This window comes from Streptomyces sp. NPDC021622, assembly GCF_040640795.1.
GTDB lineage: Bacteria > Actinomycetota > Actinomycetes > Streptomycetales > Streptomycetaceae > Streptomyces.
The window spans coordinates 274,133-289,554 of sequence record NZ_JBFACK010000008.1 but is presented as its reverse complement, the minus strand read 5'-3'; the positions used below and the strand labels follow the sequence as shown (position 1 = coordinate 289,554).

Genomic DNA, 15,422 nt, shown 5'->3' with positions numbered 1-15,422 from the left:
GCTGAAATGGCTGCGGGGTATCGGGTGGGCGGGCGGGAAACATCCGCCGCGAAGCGGCGGTTCAGTCCGGCGTCAATCTCGCAGCGCCGACACCGCCTCCGCCAGCGCCCCCGGCACGTCGTCCACCAGGGCATGGGACCCGTCCCGTACGACATGACGGCCCCCGGCCACGGTATGGCGCACGTCCGCGGCGGACGCCGCGAAGACCGCCGTCTCCGCCGCCAGGCGCGGCAGCGGGCCCGCCGTGCGGACCGAGTCCAGGGCGATCGTGGTGAGGTCCGCGAGCGCACCCGGCACGATGACCCCCGCGTCCGCCCAGCCAAGCGCCGCATGCCCGTCCGCCGTCGCCGCGCGAAGCAGCGCCGCCGCCGTCCAGTGGCCCCGCGTGTGCGAGCGCAGGCGCTCGTTCAGTTCCATCGCCCGCGCCTCTTCGAGGATGTCGATCACCGCGTGACTGTCGCTGCCCAGGGAGAGAGGGCTGCCTGCCTGCTGAAGTCTGACCGCCGGGCCGATGCCGTCCGCCAGGTCGCGTTCCGTCGTCGGGCACATGCACGTACCCGTCGAGGAACCGCCGAGCAGCGCGATGTCCCCGTCCGTGAGGTGGGTGTTGTGGACGCCCGTCGTGCGGGGGCCCAGCACCCCGTGCTCCGAGAGGAGTTGCGTGGGAGTGCGGCCGTGCACCGCCAGGCACGCCTCGTTCTCCGCCGTCTGCTCGGAGAGGTGGACGTGGAGGGGGGCCTTGCGGGACGAGGCCCACTCCGCCACCACTCCCAACTGGCGTGCCGGGACTGCCCGTACGGAGTGGATCGCCGCTCCGATGCGTGCGTGGTCGCGGTCCTTGAGCGCCGACGCCCGTTCCGCCCACGCCTCCGCCGTGCCGTCGGAGAAGCGGAGCTGGTGGCGGTTCGGGGGCTCGCCCCGCGACTCCGTCAGCAGGCCCGACGCCACGTACGCCGTGTCCAGGAGCGTGATGCGGATGCCCGCGTCTGCCGCCGCCTGGATCAGCGCCTCCCCCATCGCGTTGGGGTCGGAGTACGGGGTGCCTCCCGGCCCGTGGTGCAAGTAGTGGAACTCGCCCACCGTCGTGATGCCCGCCAGGGCCATCTCCGCGTACACCGCCCGCGCCAGCGCGTGGTACGTCTCGGGCGTCAGGCGGTCCGCCACCGAGTACATGACCTCCCGCCACGTCCAGAACGTGCCGGAGCCGACCTGGACCGTGCCGCGCAGCGCCCGGTGGAAGGCGTGCGAGTGGGCGTTTGCCAATCCCGGGAGCGTCAGGCCGCGCAGCACCGTCGCGCCCGGCGGGGGTGAATCGACCCCCTTGCGGACGGCCGTGATCCGGTCGCCCTCCACGTCGACCGCGACCCCCGGCTCGACATTCGTGTCCAGCCAGGCCTGCTCCAGCCAGTACGTCGTCACCTGCACGCCAGCCCTTCCAGTACGTCGGCCAGTGCGGTCACCCCGGCCACGCAGTCGTCCTCGGCGGCGAACTCGGCCGGGGAGTGCGAGATGCCCGTGGGGTTCCGTACGAACAGCATGGCGGTGGGGATCGACTCGGACAAAATGCCCGCGTCGTGTCCGGCGCCCGTTCCCAGGACGGGGATCGGCTGGTCCGCGCCGGCGCCCAGGATCGTGGCCAGCTCGTCCCGCAGCGCGTCCTCGAATTCCACCACCGGCGTGAAGGACTCGCGTACGACGTCGAGGTCGATGCCGTGCCGGTCCGCGTACTCGCGGGCGGCCTTCTCGATGCCCGTGACGACCGTGTCAAGGGACTGCTGGTCCGCGGCCCGTGAGTCCAGCCAGCCCCGCACCAGCGACGGGATCGCGTTCACGCCGTTCGGCTCCACCGAGATCTTGCCGAACGTCGCCACCGCGCCCGCCAGTTCGGCCTCCCTGCGGGCCGCGAGGACCGTCTCCGCGTACGTCAGCATCGGGTCGCGGCGGTCCACCAGGCGGGTGGTGCCCGCGTGGTTGGCCTCGCCCCTGAAGTCGAAGCGCCAGCGGCCGTGCGGCCAGATGGCGGACGCGATGCCCACGGGGTCGCCGGAGAGGTCGAGGGCGCGGCCCTGTTCCACGTGCAGTTCCACGAACGCGCCGATGCGGGCGAGGCGTTCGGGGTCCGGGCCGATCGCCGACGGGTCGTAGCCCGCCGCCTCCATCGCCTGCGGGAGCGTGACTCCGTCGGCGTCCGTCAGGCGGTGCGCGGCCTCCGCGGTCAGCTTGCCCGCCGTCAGGCGCGAGCCCACGCAGGCCAGGCCGAAGCGGGCGCCCTCCTCGTCGCCGAAGTTGGTGATGGCGAGGGGGCGGCGGAATGCCACCTTCCGTGCGCGGAGTTCGTCGAGCGCCGCGAAGGCGGAGACGACCCCGAGCGGGCCGTCGAAGGCACCGCCGTCCGGGACGGAGTCCAGGTGCGAGCCGGTGACGACCGCGTCGCCACGGGACGGGTCACCGAGCCAGGCCCACTGGTTGCCGTTGCGGTCGACCTCGTAGTCGAGGCCCCGCGCCTCCGCCTGCGCCTGGAACCAGAGGCGGCACTCGGCGTCCGCGCCGGTCCAGGCGTAGCGGCGGTAGCCGCCCGAGGCGTCGCTGCGGCCGATGGGCCGCAGCGAACGCCACATGGCGTGGAACGTGTCGCTCACGCGGTGCCTTCCTCGCGCATGGGAACTCGAACGCCCTTCTCCGCCGCCACCGACTCCGCGATGTCGTAGCCCGCGTCCACGTGCCGGATGACGCCCATGCCGGGGTCGTTCGTCAGGACGCGGCGGATCTTCTCGCCCGCCAGCTTGGTGCCGTCGGCGACCGAGACCTGGCCCGCGTGGATGGAGCGGCCCATGCCGACGCCGCCGCCGTGGTGGATGGAGACCCAGGAGGCGCCCGAAGCGACGTTCACCATGGCGTTCAGGAGCGGCCAGTCGGCGATCGCGTCGGAGCCGTCGAGCATGGCCTCCGTCTCGCGGTACGGGGAGGCCACCGAGCCGCAGTCCAGGTGGTCGCGGCCGATCGCGAGCGGGGCGGCGAGGGTGCCGTTGCCGACCATGTCGTTGAACATGTCGCCCGCCTTGTCGCGCTCGCCCTGGCCGAGCCAGCAGATACGCGCCGGGAGGCCCTGGAAGTGGACGCGCTCGCCGGCCATCTTGATCCAGCGGTGCAGCGACTCGTTCTCCGGGAAGAGGTCGAGGATCGCCTTGTCCGTCTTGTGGATGTCGGACGCCTCGCCGGAGAGCGCCGCCCAACGGAACGGGCCCTTGCCCTCGCAGAAGAGCGGGCGGATGTAGGCGGGGACGAAGCCCGGGAAGGCGAACGCACGGTCGTAGCCGGCCAGTTGGGCCTCGCCGCGGATCGAGTTGCCGTAGTCGAAGACCTCGGCGCCCGCGTCCATGAAGCCGACCATCGCCTCGACGTGCTTGGCCATGGACTCACGGGCGCGGGTGGTGAAGCCCGCCGGGTCCTTCGTGGCGTACGACTGCATGTCGTCGAACTCGACACCGACGGGAAGGTACGACAGCGGGTCGTGGGCCGAGGTCTGGTCCGTCACGATGTCGATGGGCGCGCCCTCGGCGAGCATCTGCGGGAGCAGCTCGGCCGCGTTGCCGAGCAGGCCGATGGAGAGGGGGCGGCGGGCGTCGCGCGCCTCGACGGCCAGCTGCAGGGCGTGCTGCAGCGAGTCGGCCTTCACATCGAGGTACTTGTGCTCGATGCGGCGCTCGATGGCGCGCGGGTCGACGTCGACACAGATCGCGACGCCGTCGTTCATCGTCACGGCGAGCGGCTGGGCGCCGCCCATGCCGCCGAGCCCGGCCGTCAGCGTGATCGTCCCGGCCAGCGTCCCGTTGAACTTCTTCGCGGCGACGGCGGCGAACGTCTCGTACGTGCCCTGGAGGATGCCCTGCGTGCCGATGTAGATCCAGGAGCCCGCGGTCATCTGGCCGTACATGGTCAGGCCCAGCTGCTCAAGGCGGCGGAACTCCTCCCAGTTCGCCCAGTCGCCGACCAGGTTGGAGTTGGCGATGAGCACGCGCGGCGCCCACTCGTGGGTCTGCATGACGCCGACCGGGCGGCCGGACTGGACGAGCATCGTCTCGTCCTGCTTGAGGGTCCGCAGCGTACGCACCATGGCGTCGAAGGAGCGCCAGTCGCGGGCCGCCTTGCCGGTGCCGCCGTAGACGACGAGCTTGTCGGGGTGCTCGGCGACCTCGGGGTCGAGGTTGTTCTGCAGCATGCGCAGGGCGGCTTCCTGCTGCCATCCCAGGGCGCTCAGTTCCGTACCGCGCGGTGCCCGTACGGGGCGGGGTCCTGACATGGCGATTGCCTCCTCGCGTGAAGTACTGCCGGTGGTGCGCTGCTGTGACCTTGTTATTCACATCCTGCGACGTTGAATAGAGCTAGTCAATACATTGACAGGGCAGCGGGACCGCGCCGCGGGTGATTGGCTTGAACGCATGAGCGATCAGGGCGCGGAGACCGCACACGCATCCGGGGCGGGCGGCGGCCCGGAAACCCCGACACGACGCCTCACGGCGGTGGATCCGGCGGCCGAGTCCGCCGCCCGCCGCGACCAGGCCGTCCGCGCCGCCGTCGAGCAGGGGCTCGTCGGGCCCGCCGCCCCCGTCGCGGGGCTGCTCGACATCACCGGCATCCGCGCATCCGCCGCCGCCCTGCGCGCCGCCTTCGACGCGGTCACCCCGGACGGCACCCCCGTCCTGCACGCCTTCGCGGTGAAGGCATCGCCCCTGGTGCCCGTCCTGCACCTCCTTCGCGACGCGGGCATCGGCGCCGAGGTGGCGAGCCCCGGCGAGCTGGCGATCGCGCGGGCCGCCGGCGTGCCGCCCGCGCACACGGTCCTCGACTCGCCGGCCAAGACCCCGGCCGAGCTGCGCGAGGCCCTGGCGCTCGGCATCGCCGTGAACGCGGACAATCCGCAGGAGCTCGCCCGCATCGACGCGATGACCCAGTCGGCGCCCACCCGCTCCCCCATCGGCCTGCGGGTGAACCCGCAGATCGGCGGCGGCTCCATCGGCGCACTCTCGACGGCGACGGCGACCTCGAAGTTCGGCGTCGGCCTGCGCGACGAGGGCGCCCGCGAGTGGATCGTCCAGGCGTACCTCGACCGCCCTTGGCTGACCCGCCTGCACGCCCACTCCGGCTCGCAGGGACTGCCCCTGGAACTGATGGTGCGGGGCGTGGCGGCGACGTACGAACTGGCCGAGGAGATCAACGAACGCGCCGGACGGCGGCAGATCGACACGATCGACATCGGCGGCGGACTGCCCGTCAACTTCGGTTCGGACGAGGAGAGTCCGACCCACGCGCAGTACGCGCGCCGCCTCAAGTCCCGCGTGCCGGGGCTGCTCGACGGGCGGTACGGCCTGGTCACCGAGTTCGGCCGCTCGCTGCTCGCCAAGCACGGCACGATCCTCGCCCGCGTCGAGTACGCCAAGTCGGCGGGCGCCCGGCCGATCGCGGTGACGCACGCGGGCGTTCAGGTCGCGACGCGCACGGTGTACGCCCCCGCGTCCTGGCCGCTGCGGATCGCCGCGTACGACGCGAAGGGCCGCCCCAAGAGCGGCCCTCCGGTGGGCCAGGACATCGCGGGCCCGGCCTGCTTCGCGGGCGACCTGCTCGCCGAGAACCGCCCGCTCCCCCTGCTCGAACAGGGCGACTACGCCGCGGCGCTCGACACCGGCGCGTACTACTTCGCGCACCACTACTCGTACAACAGCCTTGCCAGGCCCGGCATTTACGGCTTCTCGACGCACGCCGACGAGGTGCGATTCGCCGCCGTGCGCGAGCCGCAGACGCTCGACGAGATCGTGGCGGAGGCGGGCGGCGGCATCGCGCGGGAGGCTCTGCGCCGCCTCTGAGCCTGCACGCCCCCCTCGAAGGCTCTGAGGTTCCTCAACTCCCGCATAGTGACGTGGATCACGGGCAAATCCTCCCTCCAGGCCCGTAACTCGGTCCCGGTCTCGGGGGAGGCACCTGTGACGACATCCGGCAAACCCATCACCGCACCACCACCGGCCGAAGAGCCCTCGCTCAACCGCGCGATCGGCCCCAAGCTCCTGATCCTCTTCGTGATCGGCGACATCCTCGGCACCGGCATCTACGCCACCACAGGCAAGGTCGCGGGAAAGGTCGGCGGCGCGCTGTGGCTGCCGTTCGCGATCGGGTTCGTCGTGGCGATCCTGACGGCTGCTTCGTACGTCGAGCTGGTCGGCAAGTATCCGAAGGCGGCGGGCGCGGCCCTCTACACCCAGAAGGCGTTCAAGACGCCGTTCCTCACCTTCATCATCGCGTTCATGGTGATGTGCTCGGGCCTGGCGTCGGCGAGCGCCGCGGCCCGTGCCTTCAGCGGCGACTATCTGAGCGAGCTGACGAGCAACGCGCTCCCGCCGACGCTGATCGCGATCCTCTTCATCCTGGCGCTCGCGGCGCTGAACCTGCGCGGGGTCTCCGAGTCGGTCAAGACGAACGTGGTCCTCACGCTCGTCGAGCTGACGGGCCTGACGATCATCCTCGCCATCGGCGCGTACGCGGTCCTGAGCGGCGACGGGGACCCCGGCCGCCTCACCGACTTCGAATCCCCCAGCGGCGGCACGGGCTACGCGCTCCTGACGGGCGTGCTCGGCGCGACCGCGCTCGGCTTCTTCGCCTTCGTCGGCTTCGAGGACTCGGTGAACATGGCCGAGGAGACGAAGGATCCCGTGCGCACCTTCCCCCGCGCCATCTTCATAGGGGTCGCGGTGACGGGCACGATCTATGTCCTGGTGGCGCTGGTGTCCTCGCTGCTCGTGGACTACAAGGTCCTGGAAGGCTCCAGCGGCCCGCTGCTCGAAGTCGTCAAGGCGGGCGGCATCGACTTCCCGCACAAACTCTTCGCGCTGATCGCCCTGTTCGCGGTCACCAACTCCGCGCTCATCAACATCATGATGGCCTCTCGGCTCTGCTACGGCATGGCCAACGAACGCATCCTGCCGCGCGCGATGGGCCGCGTCCTGGCCCGCCGCCGCACGCCGGTGGTCGGCATCGTCTTCGTCTCGCTCCTCGCGATCGGCCTGGTATCGACGGGCGAGATCGAGGGCTTGGGCGACACGACGGCGTTCCTGCTCCTCTGCGTCTTCGCGGTGGTCAACGTATCGGTGCTCGTACTGCGCCGCGACCCCGTGGACCACGAGCACTTCCGTACGCCGACGGTGCTGCCCGTGATCGGGGCGATCACCGCGCTGATCCTGGCGAGCCCGCTGGCGGACCGCCCGGCGGAGGTCTACATCCGGGCGGGCATCCTCGTCGCCATCGGGGTCGGCCTCTGGGTGGTCAACAAGGCGGTGATGAAGGCGCGGGGCGAGGACTGATCAGGCGGCCACCCGCTGCTGCGGGCGGCGGCGCGCGCCGCCGGGGGCGGCGTCTCCCGCGGCGAGGCCGGTGGAGCGGTAACCCTTCACCGCCTTGCCCGCGGGGGATCCGGCCCGGCGGCCTAGCCAGTCGACGCGCACCCACAGGAGCACGTCGCCGTCCCGCTCGCGGCGCCCGAGCCAGGCGGCCTTGATCCAGAGCCCGACTCCCGCGCCCGCCATGGCCATTCCGGCCGCGGCGGGCACCACGAAGGCGCCGCCAAGCGCGGCCAGGAAGCCTGCGGCCAGCCACCAGAGGTGCGCGCGACGCCAGTTGCGTACGGTGACGGCGCGGTCCTGGAGGACGTCGTACTTGGCGGCGCGGGTCGCTTCGCGGGCGAGGGCGGTGTAGCGCTTCCTGCGGGAGCACGCGGTCGCGGCGGCCACGAGGATCCACAGAGCCGCTCCGGTGAGCACCCCGATGCGCCGCCCGGTGAGCCCGCCCGGCAGTGCACCCACGCCCGCGGCGACCACGCCGAGCCACCACAGCGGGGCGGCCCCCGCCCGTACGACCACCGGCACCCTGACCAGCCCCTGCCCACCGCGTCCCACGGTCCTGCCTCCTTCGCCGCCGCTCTGCTCCACCCCTTCGGCGGCGCAGGCTAGCGGGGCAATCTGAAGGGACCGTGAGAGGCGTGAAGGGACCGTGAGAGGCGCCGGATCATGTGCGCGTTACATCCGGTCACTCATGGGCCTTCCCGAAGCGCGCACGGAACCGATCGCGTCGGGCTCGGGCATGTTCACGTGGGAAATGCCCATTCCGTACGGCACTTGGGATTCGCTGCGTAACTTCCTCCCCGCCGGGCGAGGGCAACCGCCGCCCGGCCGGGTGGTGGGGACCACCTGGTTCCACCTGGGGAAGGGGAGGCCGCGTGCCCGGAATCGACGAGTGTCTGCTCGAAGCCATGACACTGCCCGGCGCACGCGGTGCAGCGATCGTCGACTGGACCAGCGGGCTCGCCCTCGGTTCCGTCGGCGCATCGCCGAACGGCGACCCCGAGGAGACGGCCACCGAGACCGCCGAGGTGGCGCGGTCGGCGGCGGAGTACCGGGCGTTCACCCCCGGGGACGGAGCTCTCGACCAACAACCGGGCCGCGAGGGGCTCCAGGTCGAGGATCTGATGCTCATCACGAGGAACGGCTTCCATGTGATCCGCTTCGTGGAGACGACCTTCGACAGCAGCGTCTTCCTGTACCTCTGGCTCGACCGGCACTCCGGCAACCTCGCGCTCGCCCGGATGCGGCTGCGGGACCTGTCCCAGCGCCTGGTGCTGGTGTGAGAACCGCGCGGGCCGCCGTGCCCGCCACCTCCCCGATGCTGATGCGCCTGGCCGACGAGCGGGCGACCGGCGCCTTCCTGCGCGACCAGGGCACCCTCTACCTGGCGGAGGGCCGTGTCGTACACGCGGAGAGCTCCGCGGCACCCGGCATCGACGTCCTGCTCACGGTCGGCGGTGCGCTGCTCCCGCAGGGCTGGCAGGAGGCCCTCTCGCTTGCGGGGACCCGGCACGAGGTGGGCCGGCAGCTCGTCGACAGCGGCCGGGTGACCGAGGGCGAGCTGGAGATGTGCCACCTGGGCGCGCTGTTCGACGCCGCGTTCTTCGTGCTCGGCCCGGCGAGCGGGCCCACCCGGTTCCGCTACGGCGTCGCGCACTGGCTCGGCCGGGTGCGTCCGGTGCCTGCCGAGGCCGTGGAGCGGGAGACCCGGCGGCGTCGGGCGCTCCTGGACAGCGTCTGGTCCTGCCCGGATCTCGACACCGCCCCCGTGGTGCCCCGCCCGCCCGCGCCGGGCCAGGCGGTCACCGGACGGCAGCGCGCCCTGCTGCGGCTCGCCGACGGCGTCCGCACCCCGACGGCCATCGCCTGGGCCCTGGGCCGCCCGGCGTTCCACACCCTGATCGAGGTCAGGCGGCTGGCCGCCGCCGGGCTCGTGGAGACCCCGCGGCAGGCCGGCCCGGCCCCGCACGCCCCGGCTCCACAGGACTGCGCCGAGCCGGACATCGCCCTGCTGCGCCGGATCCGTGACGGCCTGGAGGCAAGCCTGTGAGTCTCCGCGCCGCACACCGGCCCCGGCCCCCGTCCCCATGAAGTTCTTCGCGCTCTGGAAGCGCCACGGGAGGAGACAGCTGATGGCTGCCGAAGCCGACGTACTCGGCGAACTGAAACGACTACGGACCCGGATCCCCCAGCTCACGGGCGCCCTGACCGCAAGCGTCGACGGGCTCGTGCTGGCCCAGGACGCCACGGACGTCGAGGTGGAGGGCGTCTGCGCGCTCACCGCTGCGGCGCTCGGGGTGGCCCTGCGGCTGACCGACACGACGCACCAGGGCGGCTTCCGGGAGCTGCTCATCCGCGGTGAGCAGGGCTATGTGGCCACGTACGCGGCCGGTTCATCGGCCGTCCTGACCCTGCTCGCCGAGCCCCGCGTCAACGTGGGCCGGCTGCACCTGGAAGCCCGCCGTTCCAGCGCACTCATCGGAGAGCTGGTCGACGCCGCCGGACGGGGCGACGCCGCCACCGGCCGAGCGGAGGAAATCTGACCCATGTCCCCCACACCATCCTCGTCCCCCTCCTCACCTCGAAAATCCACCAGACGGAAAGGAAGTGCGGCACTCGTGACCACCACGGAGACGGCACTCAAGGAAACGACCACCTCGATCGAGGGCGTCATCGGCGTCGCCCTCGTCGACTACACGAGCGGCATGGCCCTCGGCACGCTCGGCGGCAGCAAGGACCTGGACCTGACCGTCGCCGCGGCCGGCAACACGGACGTGGTGCGCGCCAAACTGCGCGCGATGGAGCTCCTGGGGCTCAAGGACGAGATCGAGGACATCCTGATCACGCTCGGCTCCCAGTACCACCTCATCCGACCGATCAAGGGGCGCAACAACAACGGCCTCTTCCTCTACGTGGCCCTCGACAAGGCAAGGTCCAACCTCGCCATGGCCCGGCACCAGCTCAAGCGCATCGAGTCGGGGCTGGACGTCTGACACCGTTCGGGGCGTGCCGCCGCGCCTACTCCACGAAGAGCCCGCGCGCCGCCGCCCTCGTGTCGAACTCCTCCAGGCGGGCCTGGGCGTCGGGGAGGTCATCGCACATCGCCTCAAGGAGGACGCGGCCCAGGAGCATCGGGGCGCAGGCCGTGTCGAAGGCGAGGCCTGTGCCCACCGCCGCCGGGAGGAGGAGGGTGGAGTGGGCCGCCACGGGGGCGAACGCCGAGTCGGCCACCGTCACCACGGTCAGGCCCGCCGACCGGGCGTAGGCCAGCGCGTCGACCACCTCCCGCGGATGCCTCGGCAGCGCGAAGCACAGCAGCGTCGAGGCGCCCGCACGTACCGCCGCGTCGATCCGGTCGGCCAGCATCGTGCCGCCCTCGTCGAGGAGGCGTACGTCCGGATGGACCTTCGAGGCGAAGTACGCGAAGCCGTACGCCTGGGACGCGGCGGCCCGCAGGCCGAGTACGGGGAGCGGGCGGGACGCGGCCAGGAGCCGGCCCGCGCGCTCCACCGGTGCCGGGTCCGCGAGGATCTCCGCCAGGTGCCGCAGGTTCGCGATCTCCGCCTCGACCGCCTGCTGGTACTCGTTGAGGGAGGACTCGCCCGCCTCCTCCGCGGGTGACAGTTCCCGCAGGTGCCTGCGGAGCGCCGGGTATCCGTCGAAGCCGAGCGCCACCGCGAAACGCGTCACCGAGGGCTGGCTCACCCCGGCGAGCTCCGCCAGTTCGACGCTGGAGAGGAAGGGGACGTCCGCCGCCCTTCGCACCATGCAGTGCGCGATGCGCCGCTGCGTGGGCGTAAGCCGGTGTCCCTCGAAGAGCACTTGCAGCCGTGCCGCAGGACTGTCACTCATACCGTTCCCCTCACAACACCCTGGCCCTCGACGGCCGTTCCGCCTCCGGCCCCCAGGCCCGCCCACAACTCGGTGAACCGGTCAAGGAGTCCGGCCGCCGCCGTCACATCATCCGTCAGCGGGCGGTCGGCAAGCTCCGCATCGAGGACGGAGTCCGCAAGTTCGAAGGCCCGCCCGACGGGCAGTTCGGGGTCCAAGCGCATGTCGCGCTGGCGCAACGCCCTTATGGCAGCGACCAGTTCGCAGCCCACCACCAGTCGGTACGCCTCGCACGCGCGCAGCGTCTGGCGGGCCGCCAGCGAGGCGAAGCTGGCCTGCTCCTCGACACCGCGGGAGAGAACGGCGTGGCCGAGCGACGCGGGCGCCGAGAAGGCCCGCAGGTCACCGAGGGCCGCCCCGGCCGCGTACTCAAGGATCATCACGCCCGACGATGCCGGTTCGCCGTCCGCGAGGAAGGGGCGCAGGCGGGTGAAGGCCGGTTCGTTCAGGGTCGAAAGGCGGGACGTGGAGAGGCGTGCCGCCTGTGTCATCGCCAGCCTGAAGTGGTCCAGGGACAGGGCGAGTTGGGCCAGATAGAAGCCGCCGTGGTGGTACGCCGCCATGTCGTCCGGCGAGATCAGGGGGTTCTCTGCGGCCGCGTTGATCTCGACCGCGAGGACGTCCTCAAGGGCGTCCGCCGCGTCGTGCGCGGGGCCATGGATCTGCGGGACGCAGCGGAAGCCGTACGGGTCCTGGATGCGGCCGAGCGGTGGGGTCGGCCGGTCCGGTGCGCCGAGGATCAGGCGCATCCGTTCCGCGACCGCGTACGAACCCGCGTGGCGGCGCGCCTCGTGGACGGGCAGCGCGTACGCCTCGTACGAACCGTCGACGGCCATCAGGGAGAGCGCCGCCACCACCTGCGTGGCCGCGATCAGGCCGCGCAGTTCGTGCAGGGCGAGCGCGGACTGGCCGAGGGTGAGGGCGTTGCTGCTGATCAGGGCGAGGGCGTCGTTGTTGTCGAGGGGCTGGGGGGCGGGGGCGGCCCCGGTGCCCTGCCAGGGGTGCTCGCCCGCGAGCGCGAGGCCCATCTGGGCGAGGGCCGCGATGTCGCCGGTCCCGACCGAGCCGAACTCATTGACCTTCGGGTACGCGCCCGTCTCCAGGGCCTCGCAGAGCGCCGTGACGACGGTCGGGCGCAGGCCCGCGCCGCCGGCAAGGAGCTGGTTGGCGCGGACCGCGAGCATCGCGCGGACCTGCCGTGCGGGCAGCTCGTCGCCGATCGCTCCGGCATGGCTGCGCAGCAGCCGCAGGCCGTGGTCGGCGGCCGCCTCGGTCGGCACGGACTCATTCCGGTTGGCGCCCACGCCGGTGGAGCGGCCGTAGACGCGGCCCCAGGACGCGATCTCCCTCGCGGCGTTCCAGGAGCTCTCGGCGCGCTTCATCCCATCGGTCGCCGGAACGGGCTTTGCGGTGGATTCGGCCAGGCGTACGACATCTGTGACCATCAGCCCGCGGCCGTCCAGGACGACGACCGAGCCGCTGTCGTCGGTCACCCTTCCGGTCGCCCTGTCCGCGATATGAGACGACATCACTCGCAATTCCTCCTCGACCCGGACGCTCCGTCTTGCCCTGCGATCACTCGTAACCAGCGATTTACGCCGGGGCGTGGACAAGCTATTGACAATCTATTCAGTCACCGAGAACTCTGCATGACGATATACAGCCGGGCAAGGGACTCCTCATGATCCAATTCGATACGGTCCACAAGCGCTTCCCGAACGGCACAACCGCGGTCCACGACCTCACACTTGAGATGCCGGAAGGCGGCGTGACCGTCCTCGTCGGATCTTCCGGTTGCGGCAAGACGACGACGCTCCGCATGATCAACCGGATGGTCGACCCGACCTCAGGGACGATCAAGGTCAACGGCAAGGACGTCCTGCGCCAGGACGCGGCCGAACTGCGCCGCTCCATCGGCTATGTGATCCAGCAGTCGGGGCTCTTCCCGCACCGCACGGTCCTGGACAACATCGCCACGGTGCCGCTGCTGCTCGGCTGGGGCCGCAGGAAGGCGCGGGCGCGGGCCGCCGAACTCCTGGAGACGGTCGGCCTCACCGCCGACGCGGGCAAGCGCTACCCGCACCAGCTCTCCGGCGGCCAGCAGCAGCGCGTCGGCGTGGCCCGCGCGCTCGCCGCGGACGCGCCGGTACTGCTCATGGACGAGCCCTTCGGCGCGGTGGACCCGGTGGTCCGCACCCAGCTGCAGGACGAACTCCTGCGCCTCCAGCGGGAGTTGAACAAGACCATCGTCTTCGTCACGCACGACATCGACGAGGCCGTACGGCTCGGCGACCGGATAGCCGTCTTCCGCACCGGCGGCCATCTCATCCAGTGCGCGTCCCCCGCCGAACTCCTGGCCCGCCCGGCGGACGACTTCGTCGCCGACTTCCTGGGCGCCGAACGCGGCCTGAAGCTGTTGTCGTTGACGATGCTGGCGGAGGTCCCCAAGGCCCCGGCTCCGGAGGGCGGCGCATGGACGCTGCGGCTGGACGCTGCGGGGGCCCCGGTGGCCTGGCGGCACAAGGACGCGCAGGCCGCGGATGTTCCCGTACGCCCGCTGCGTGACACCGACTCGCTGCTCTCCGCCCTTAACGAGTCGATAGCCGCCCCCAGCGGCCTGGTCGCCCGCGTCGACGCGGCGGGCGTCCTGACCGGGGTGACGTCCCGGGACGACATCCATGAGCACGCGGGCGTGGCGCACGAGCAAGGCCGCGAGGGCGCCCCGTCAGGGGCGCGGGGAACTGCGCGAGCAACCCAAGACGACCCGCACCCGAAGGACGCCACCCCCGCCACAGCTGAGCGCCCCGCATGACCATCGACTGGTCGTGGATATCCGACCACACCGGCGACCTCACCACCCTCACGCTCTCGCACCTCCAGGCCGCCCTCACCGCCGTACTGCTCGGGCTGCTGATCTCGCTCCCGCTGGCCGTCGTCGCGCATCGCGTGCGCCCCCTGCGCGGACTGCTCCTGGGCCTCTCGAACGTCCTGTTCACCATCCCGTCCATCGCCGTCTTCGTGCTGCTCCTGCCGGTCAGCGGGCTCACCCGCACCACCACCGTCATCGGCCTGACGATCTACACGCTCGTCGTGCTCCTGCGGAACACCGTCGAGGGCCTGGACTCCGTACCGGCCAAGACGAAGGAAGCCGCGAAGGCCATGGGCACCCGCCCGCTGCGCACCCTGCTCACCGTCGAACTCCCCCTCGCCCTGCCCGTGATCATGGCGGGCGTACGGATCGCCACCGTCATGGCGATCTCTCTCGTCTCCGTGGCGACGTACATCGGCGACGGCGGTCTGGGACAGCTCTTCACGGACGGGTTCCAGCGCAACTTCCCGACCCCCGTCATCGTCGGCGTGGTCCTGACCCTGCTCCTCGCGCTCGTCGCGGACGCGCTGCTCGTCACCCTCCAGTACGTCCTGACGCCCTGGACCCGCCGCAAGAGGAGCGCGTGACATGTACGAACTCTTCAAGGACCTCGGCGCCTGGCTGGTCAGCGGCGATCAGTGGGCCGGGCCCGACGGCATCGGGCACCGCCTCGCCGAGCACCTCCAGTACTCGCTGCTCGCCACGCTCATCGCGGCCGCCATCGCGCTGCCGCTCGGCCTGCTCATCGGGCACACCGGGCGCGGCGCCTTCCTCGCCATCAACCTGTCGAGCTTCGGCCGGGCGCTGCCCACCGTCGGCCTCGTCGTGCTCGTCTTCCTCGCCAGCGGGCTCTCCATGTGGCCCGTCTACATCGCGCTCGTCGCGCTCGCCGTGCCCTCCATCGTCACCAACACCTACGCGGGGATGACCGCCGTCGACCGCGAGGTGAAGGACGCGGCAAAGGGCCAGGGCATGCGCTGGCACCAGGTGCTCTTCCAGGTCGAACTCCCCCTCGCCATGCCGCTGATCATGACCGGGCTCCGGCTCGCGCTGATCCAGGTCGTGGCGACGGCCACCATCGCCGCGTACGTCTCCTTCGGCGGGCTCGGCCGGTACGTCTTCGACGGGCTCGCCCAGCGCGACCTGGTCCAAGTCCTCGGCGGAGCCGTGCTCGTGGCGGTCGTCGCCGTCGTACTCGACCTCGCGCTCTCCGCACTGCAGCGCGCCCTCTTCCGCCACCGCCCCGCCAAGTCGGCCTAGGAGCAAGCCAGATGTCC

At 71.7% G+C, this 15,422-nt stretch carries 15 protein-coding genes; 9 read left to right on the top strand and 6 right to left on the bottom strand.

Annotated features, from left to right (window positions below; translation table 11 throughout):
• Positions 1–72: 72 nt before the first annotated feature.
• Genes AB0G47_RS18610 through hutU form a run of 3 tightly spaced genes read right to left on the bottom strand, consistent with a single transcriptional unit; the run spans position 73 to position 4,300 of the window.
• Positions 73–1,425 (bottom strand): formimidoylglutamate deiminase, encoded by a 1,353-nt coding sequence (locus tag AB0G47_RS18610; protein WP_360770671.1) that lies wholly within the window; start codon positions 1,423–1,425, stop codon positions 73–75.
• Positions 1,416–2,618, bottom strand: a complete 1,203-nt coding sequence (locus tag AB0G47_RS18605) for an allantoate amidohydrolase (protein WP_360770872.1) — start codon at positions 2,616–2,618, stop codon at positions 1,416–1,418. The genes AB0G47_RS18610 and AB0G47_RS18605 overlap by 10 nt, the downstream gene beginning before the upstream one ends.
• Positions 2,619–2,635: 17 nt before the next feature.
• Positions 2,636–4,300, bottom strand: a complete 1,665-nt coding sequence (hutU, locus tag AB0G47_RS18600) for a urocanate hydratase (RefSeq protein ID WP_360770668.1) — start codon at positions 4,298–4,300, stop codon at positions 2,636–2,638.
• Between the two features lie 139 nt (positions 4,301–4,439).
• Between hutU and AB0G47_RS18595 the strand changes: the two genes are divergently transcribed.
• Positions 4,440–5,861 carry a diaminopimelate decarboxylase gene (locus AB0G47_RS18595; protein ID WP_360770665.1) on the top strand — a complete coding sequence of 474 codons (1,422 nt, stop codon included), beginning with the start codon at positions 4,440–4,442 and terminating at the stop codon, positions 5,859–5,861.
• Positions 5,862–5,978: 117 nt separating this feature from the next.
• Entirely contained in the window at positions 5,979–7,349 is a 1,371-nt protein-coding gene (locus AB0G47_RS18590) for an APC family permease (RefSeq protein WP_360770662.1), read from the top strand.
• Here the strand turns inward: AB0G47_RS18590 and AB0G47_RS18585 are convergent, their stop codons facing one another.
• Positions 7,350–7,940, bottom strand: coding sequence for a hypothetical protein (locus tag AB0G47_RS18585; RefSeq protein WP_360770659.1), 591 nt, complete (start codon positions 7,938–7,940; stop codon positions 7,350–7,352).
• Positions 7,941–8,260: 320 nt separating this feature from the next.
• Between AB0G47_RS18585 and AB0G47_RS18580 the strand changes: the two genes are divergently transcribed.
• From AB0G47_RS18580 to AB0G47_RS18565, 4 genes are all read left to right on the top strand, one after another.
• The gene (locus tag AB0G47_RS18580; RefSeq protein ID WP_360770655.1) at positions 8,261–8,668 is read left to right on the top strand and encodes a hypothetical protein; all 408 of its coding nucleotides are present in this window, start codon (positions 8,261–8,263) and stop codon (positions 8,666–8,668) included.
• Positions 8,669–8,703: 35 nt separating this feature from the next.
• On the top strand, positions 8,704–9,435 hold the full coding sequence (locus tag AB0G47_RS18575; RefSeq protein ID WP_360770869.1) for a transcriptional regulator: 732 nt from the start codon (positions 8,704–8,706) through the stop codon (positions 9,433–9,435).
• 82 nt (positions 9,436–9,517) lie between these two features.
• Positions 9,518–9,928, top strand: a complete 411-nt coding sequence (locus AB0G47_RS18570) for a roadblock/LC7 domain-containing protein (protein WP_266866146.1) — start codon at positions 9,518–9,520, stop codon at positions 9,926–9,928.
• Between the two features lie 75 nt (positions 9,929–10,003).
• Positions 10,004–10,378, top strand: a complete 375-nt coding sequence (locus tag AB0G47_RS18565) for a hypothetical protein (RefSeq protein WP_360770652.1) — start codon at positions 10,004–10,006, stop codon at positions 10,376–10,378.
• A 25-nt stretch (positions 10,379–10,403) separates the two neighbouring features.
• On the opposite strand, the gene AB0G47_RS18560 is transcribed toward AB0G47_RS18565, so the two are convergent.
• Together AB0G47_RS18560 and AB0G47_RS18555 are read right to left on the bottom strand one after the other, a co-directional pair.
• A complete protein-coding gene (locus tag AB0G47_RS18560) occupies positions 10,404–11,237 on the bottom strand; it encodes a MurR/RpiR family transcriptional regulator (RefSeq protein WP_360770649.1) in 834 nt (277 codons plus the stop codon).
• Positions 11,234–12,805: an aromatic amino acid ammonia-lyase gene (locus AB0G47_RS18555; RefSeq protein ID WP_360770646.1), complete on the bottom strand. Its 1,572-nt coding sequence runs from the start codon at positions 12,803–12,805 to the stop codon at positions 11,234–11,236. The genes AB0G47_RS18560 and AB0G47_RS18555 overlap by 4 nt, the downstream gene beginning before the upstream one ends.
• A gap of 152 nt (positions 12,806–12,957) precedes the next feature.
• Here AB0G47_RS18555 and AB0G47_RS18550 point away from each other — a divergent pair, with 152 nt between their 5' ends.
• Genes AB0G47_RS18550 through AB0G47_RS18540 form a run of 3 tightly spaced genes read left to right on the top strand, consistent with a single transcriptional unit; the run spans position 12,958 to position 15,405 of the window.
• A complete protein-coding gene (locus AB0G47_RS18550) occupies positions 12,958–14,088 on the top strand; it encodes an ABC transporter ATP-binding protein (protein ID WP_360770643.1) in 1,131 nt (376 codons plus the stop codon).
• Positions 14,085–14,732 (top strand): ABC transporter permease, encoded by a 648-nt coding sequence (locus tag AB0G47_RS18545; RefSeq protein WP_360770640.1) that lies wholly within the window; start codon positions 14,085–14,087, stop codon positions 14,730–14,732. Before AB0G47_RS18550 ends, AB0G47_RS18545 begins: the two co-directional genes overlap by 4 nt.
• Position 14,733: 1 nt before the next feature.
• Positions 14,734–15,405: an ABC transporter permease gene (locus AB0G47_RS18540; protein WP_360770637.1), complete on the top strand. Its 672-nt coding sequence runs from the start codon at positions 14,734–14,736 to the stop codon at positions 15,403–15,405.
• Positions 15,406–15,422 lie beyond the last annotated feature (17 nt).

What these genes read in the sequence shown, in the direction of transcription:
- AB0G47_RS18550 (WP_360770643.1), top strand. Translation starts at nt 12,958, where the DNA reads ATGATCCAATTCGATACGGTCCACAAGCGCTTCCCGAACGGCACAACC.
- AB0G47_RS18540 (WP_360770637.1), top strand. Translation starts at nt 14,734, where the DNA reads ATGTACGAACTCTTCAAGGACCTCGGCGCCTGGCTGGTCAGCGGCGAT.
- AB0G47_RS18545 (WP_360770640.1), top strand. Translation starts at nt 14,085, where the DNA reads ATGACCATCGACTGGTCGTGGATATCCGACCACACCGGCGACCTCACC.
- AB0G47_RS18555 (WP_360770646.1), bottom strand. Translation starts at nt 12,805, where the DNA reads ATGTCGTCTCATATCGCGGACAGGGCGACCGGAAGGGTGACCGACGAC.
- AB0G47_RS18595 (WP_360770665.1), top strand. Translation starts at nt 4,440, where the DNA reads ATGAGCGATCAGGGCGCGGAGACCGCACACGCATCCGGGGCGGGCGGC.
- AB0G47_RS18605 (WP_360770872.1), bottom strand. Translation starts at nt 2,618, where the DNA reads ATGTGGCGTTCGCTGCGGCCCATCGGCCGCAGCGACGCCTCGGGCGGC.
- AB0G47_RS18575 (WP_360770869.1), top strand. Translation starts at nt 8,704, where the DNA reads ATGCTGATGCGCCTGGCCGACGAGCGGGCGACCGGCGCCTTCCTGCGC.
- AB0G47_RS18570 (WP_266866146.1), top strand. Translation starts at nt 9,518, where the DNA reads ATGGCTGCCGAAGCCGACGTACTCGGCGAACTGAAACGACTACGGACC.
- hutU (WP_360770668.1), bottom strand. Translation starts at nt 4,300, where the DNA reads ATGTCAGGACCCCGCCCCGTACGGGCACCGCGCGGTACGGAACTGAGC.
- AB0G47_RS18560 (WP_360770649.1), bottom strand. Translation starts at nt 11,237, where the DNA reads ATGAGTGACAGTCCTGCGGCACGGCTGCAAGTGCTCTTCGAGGGACAC.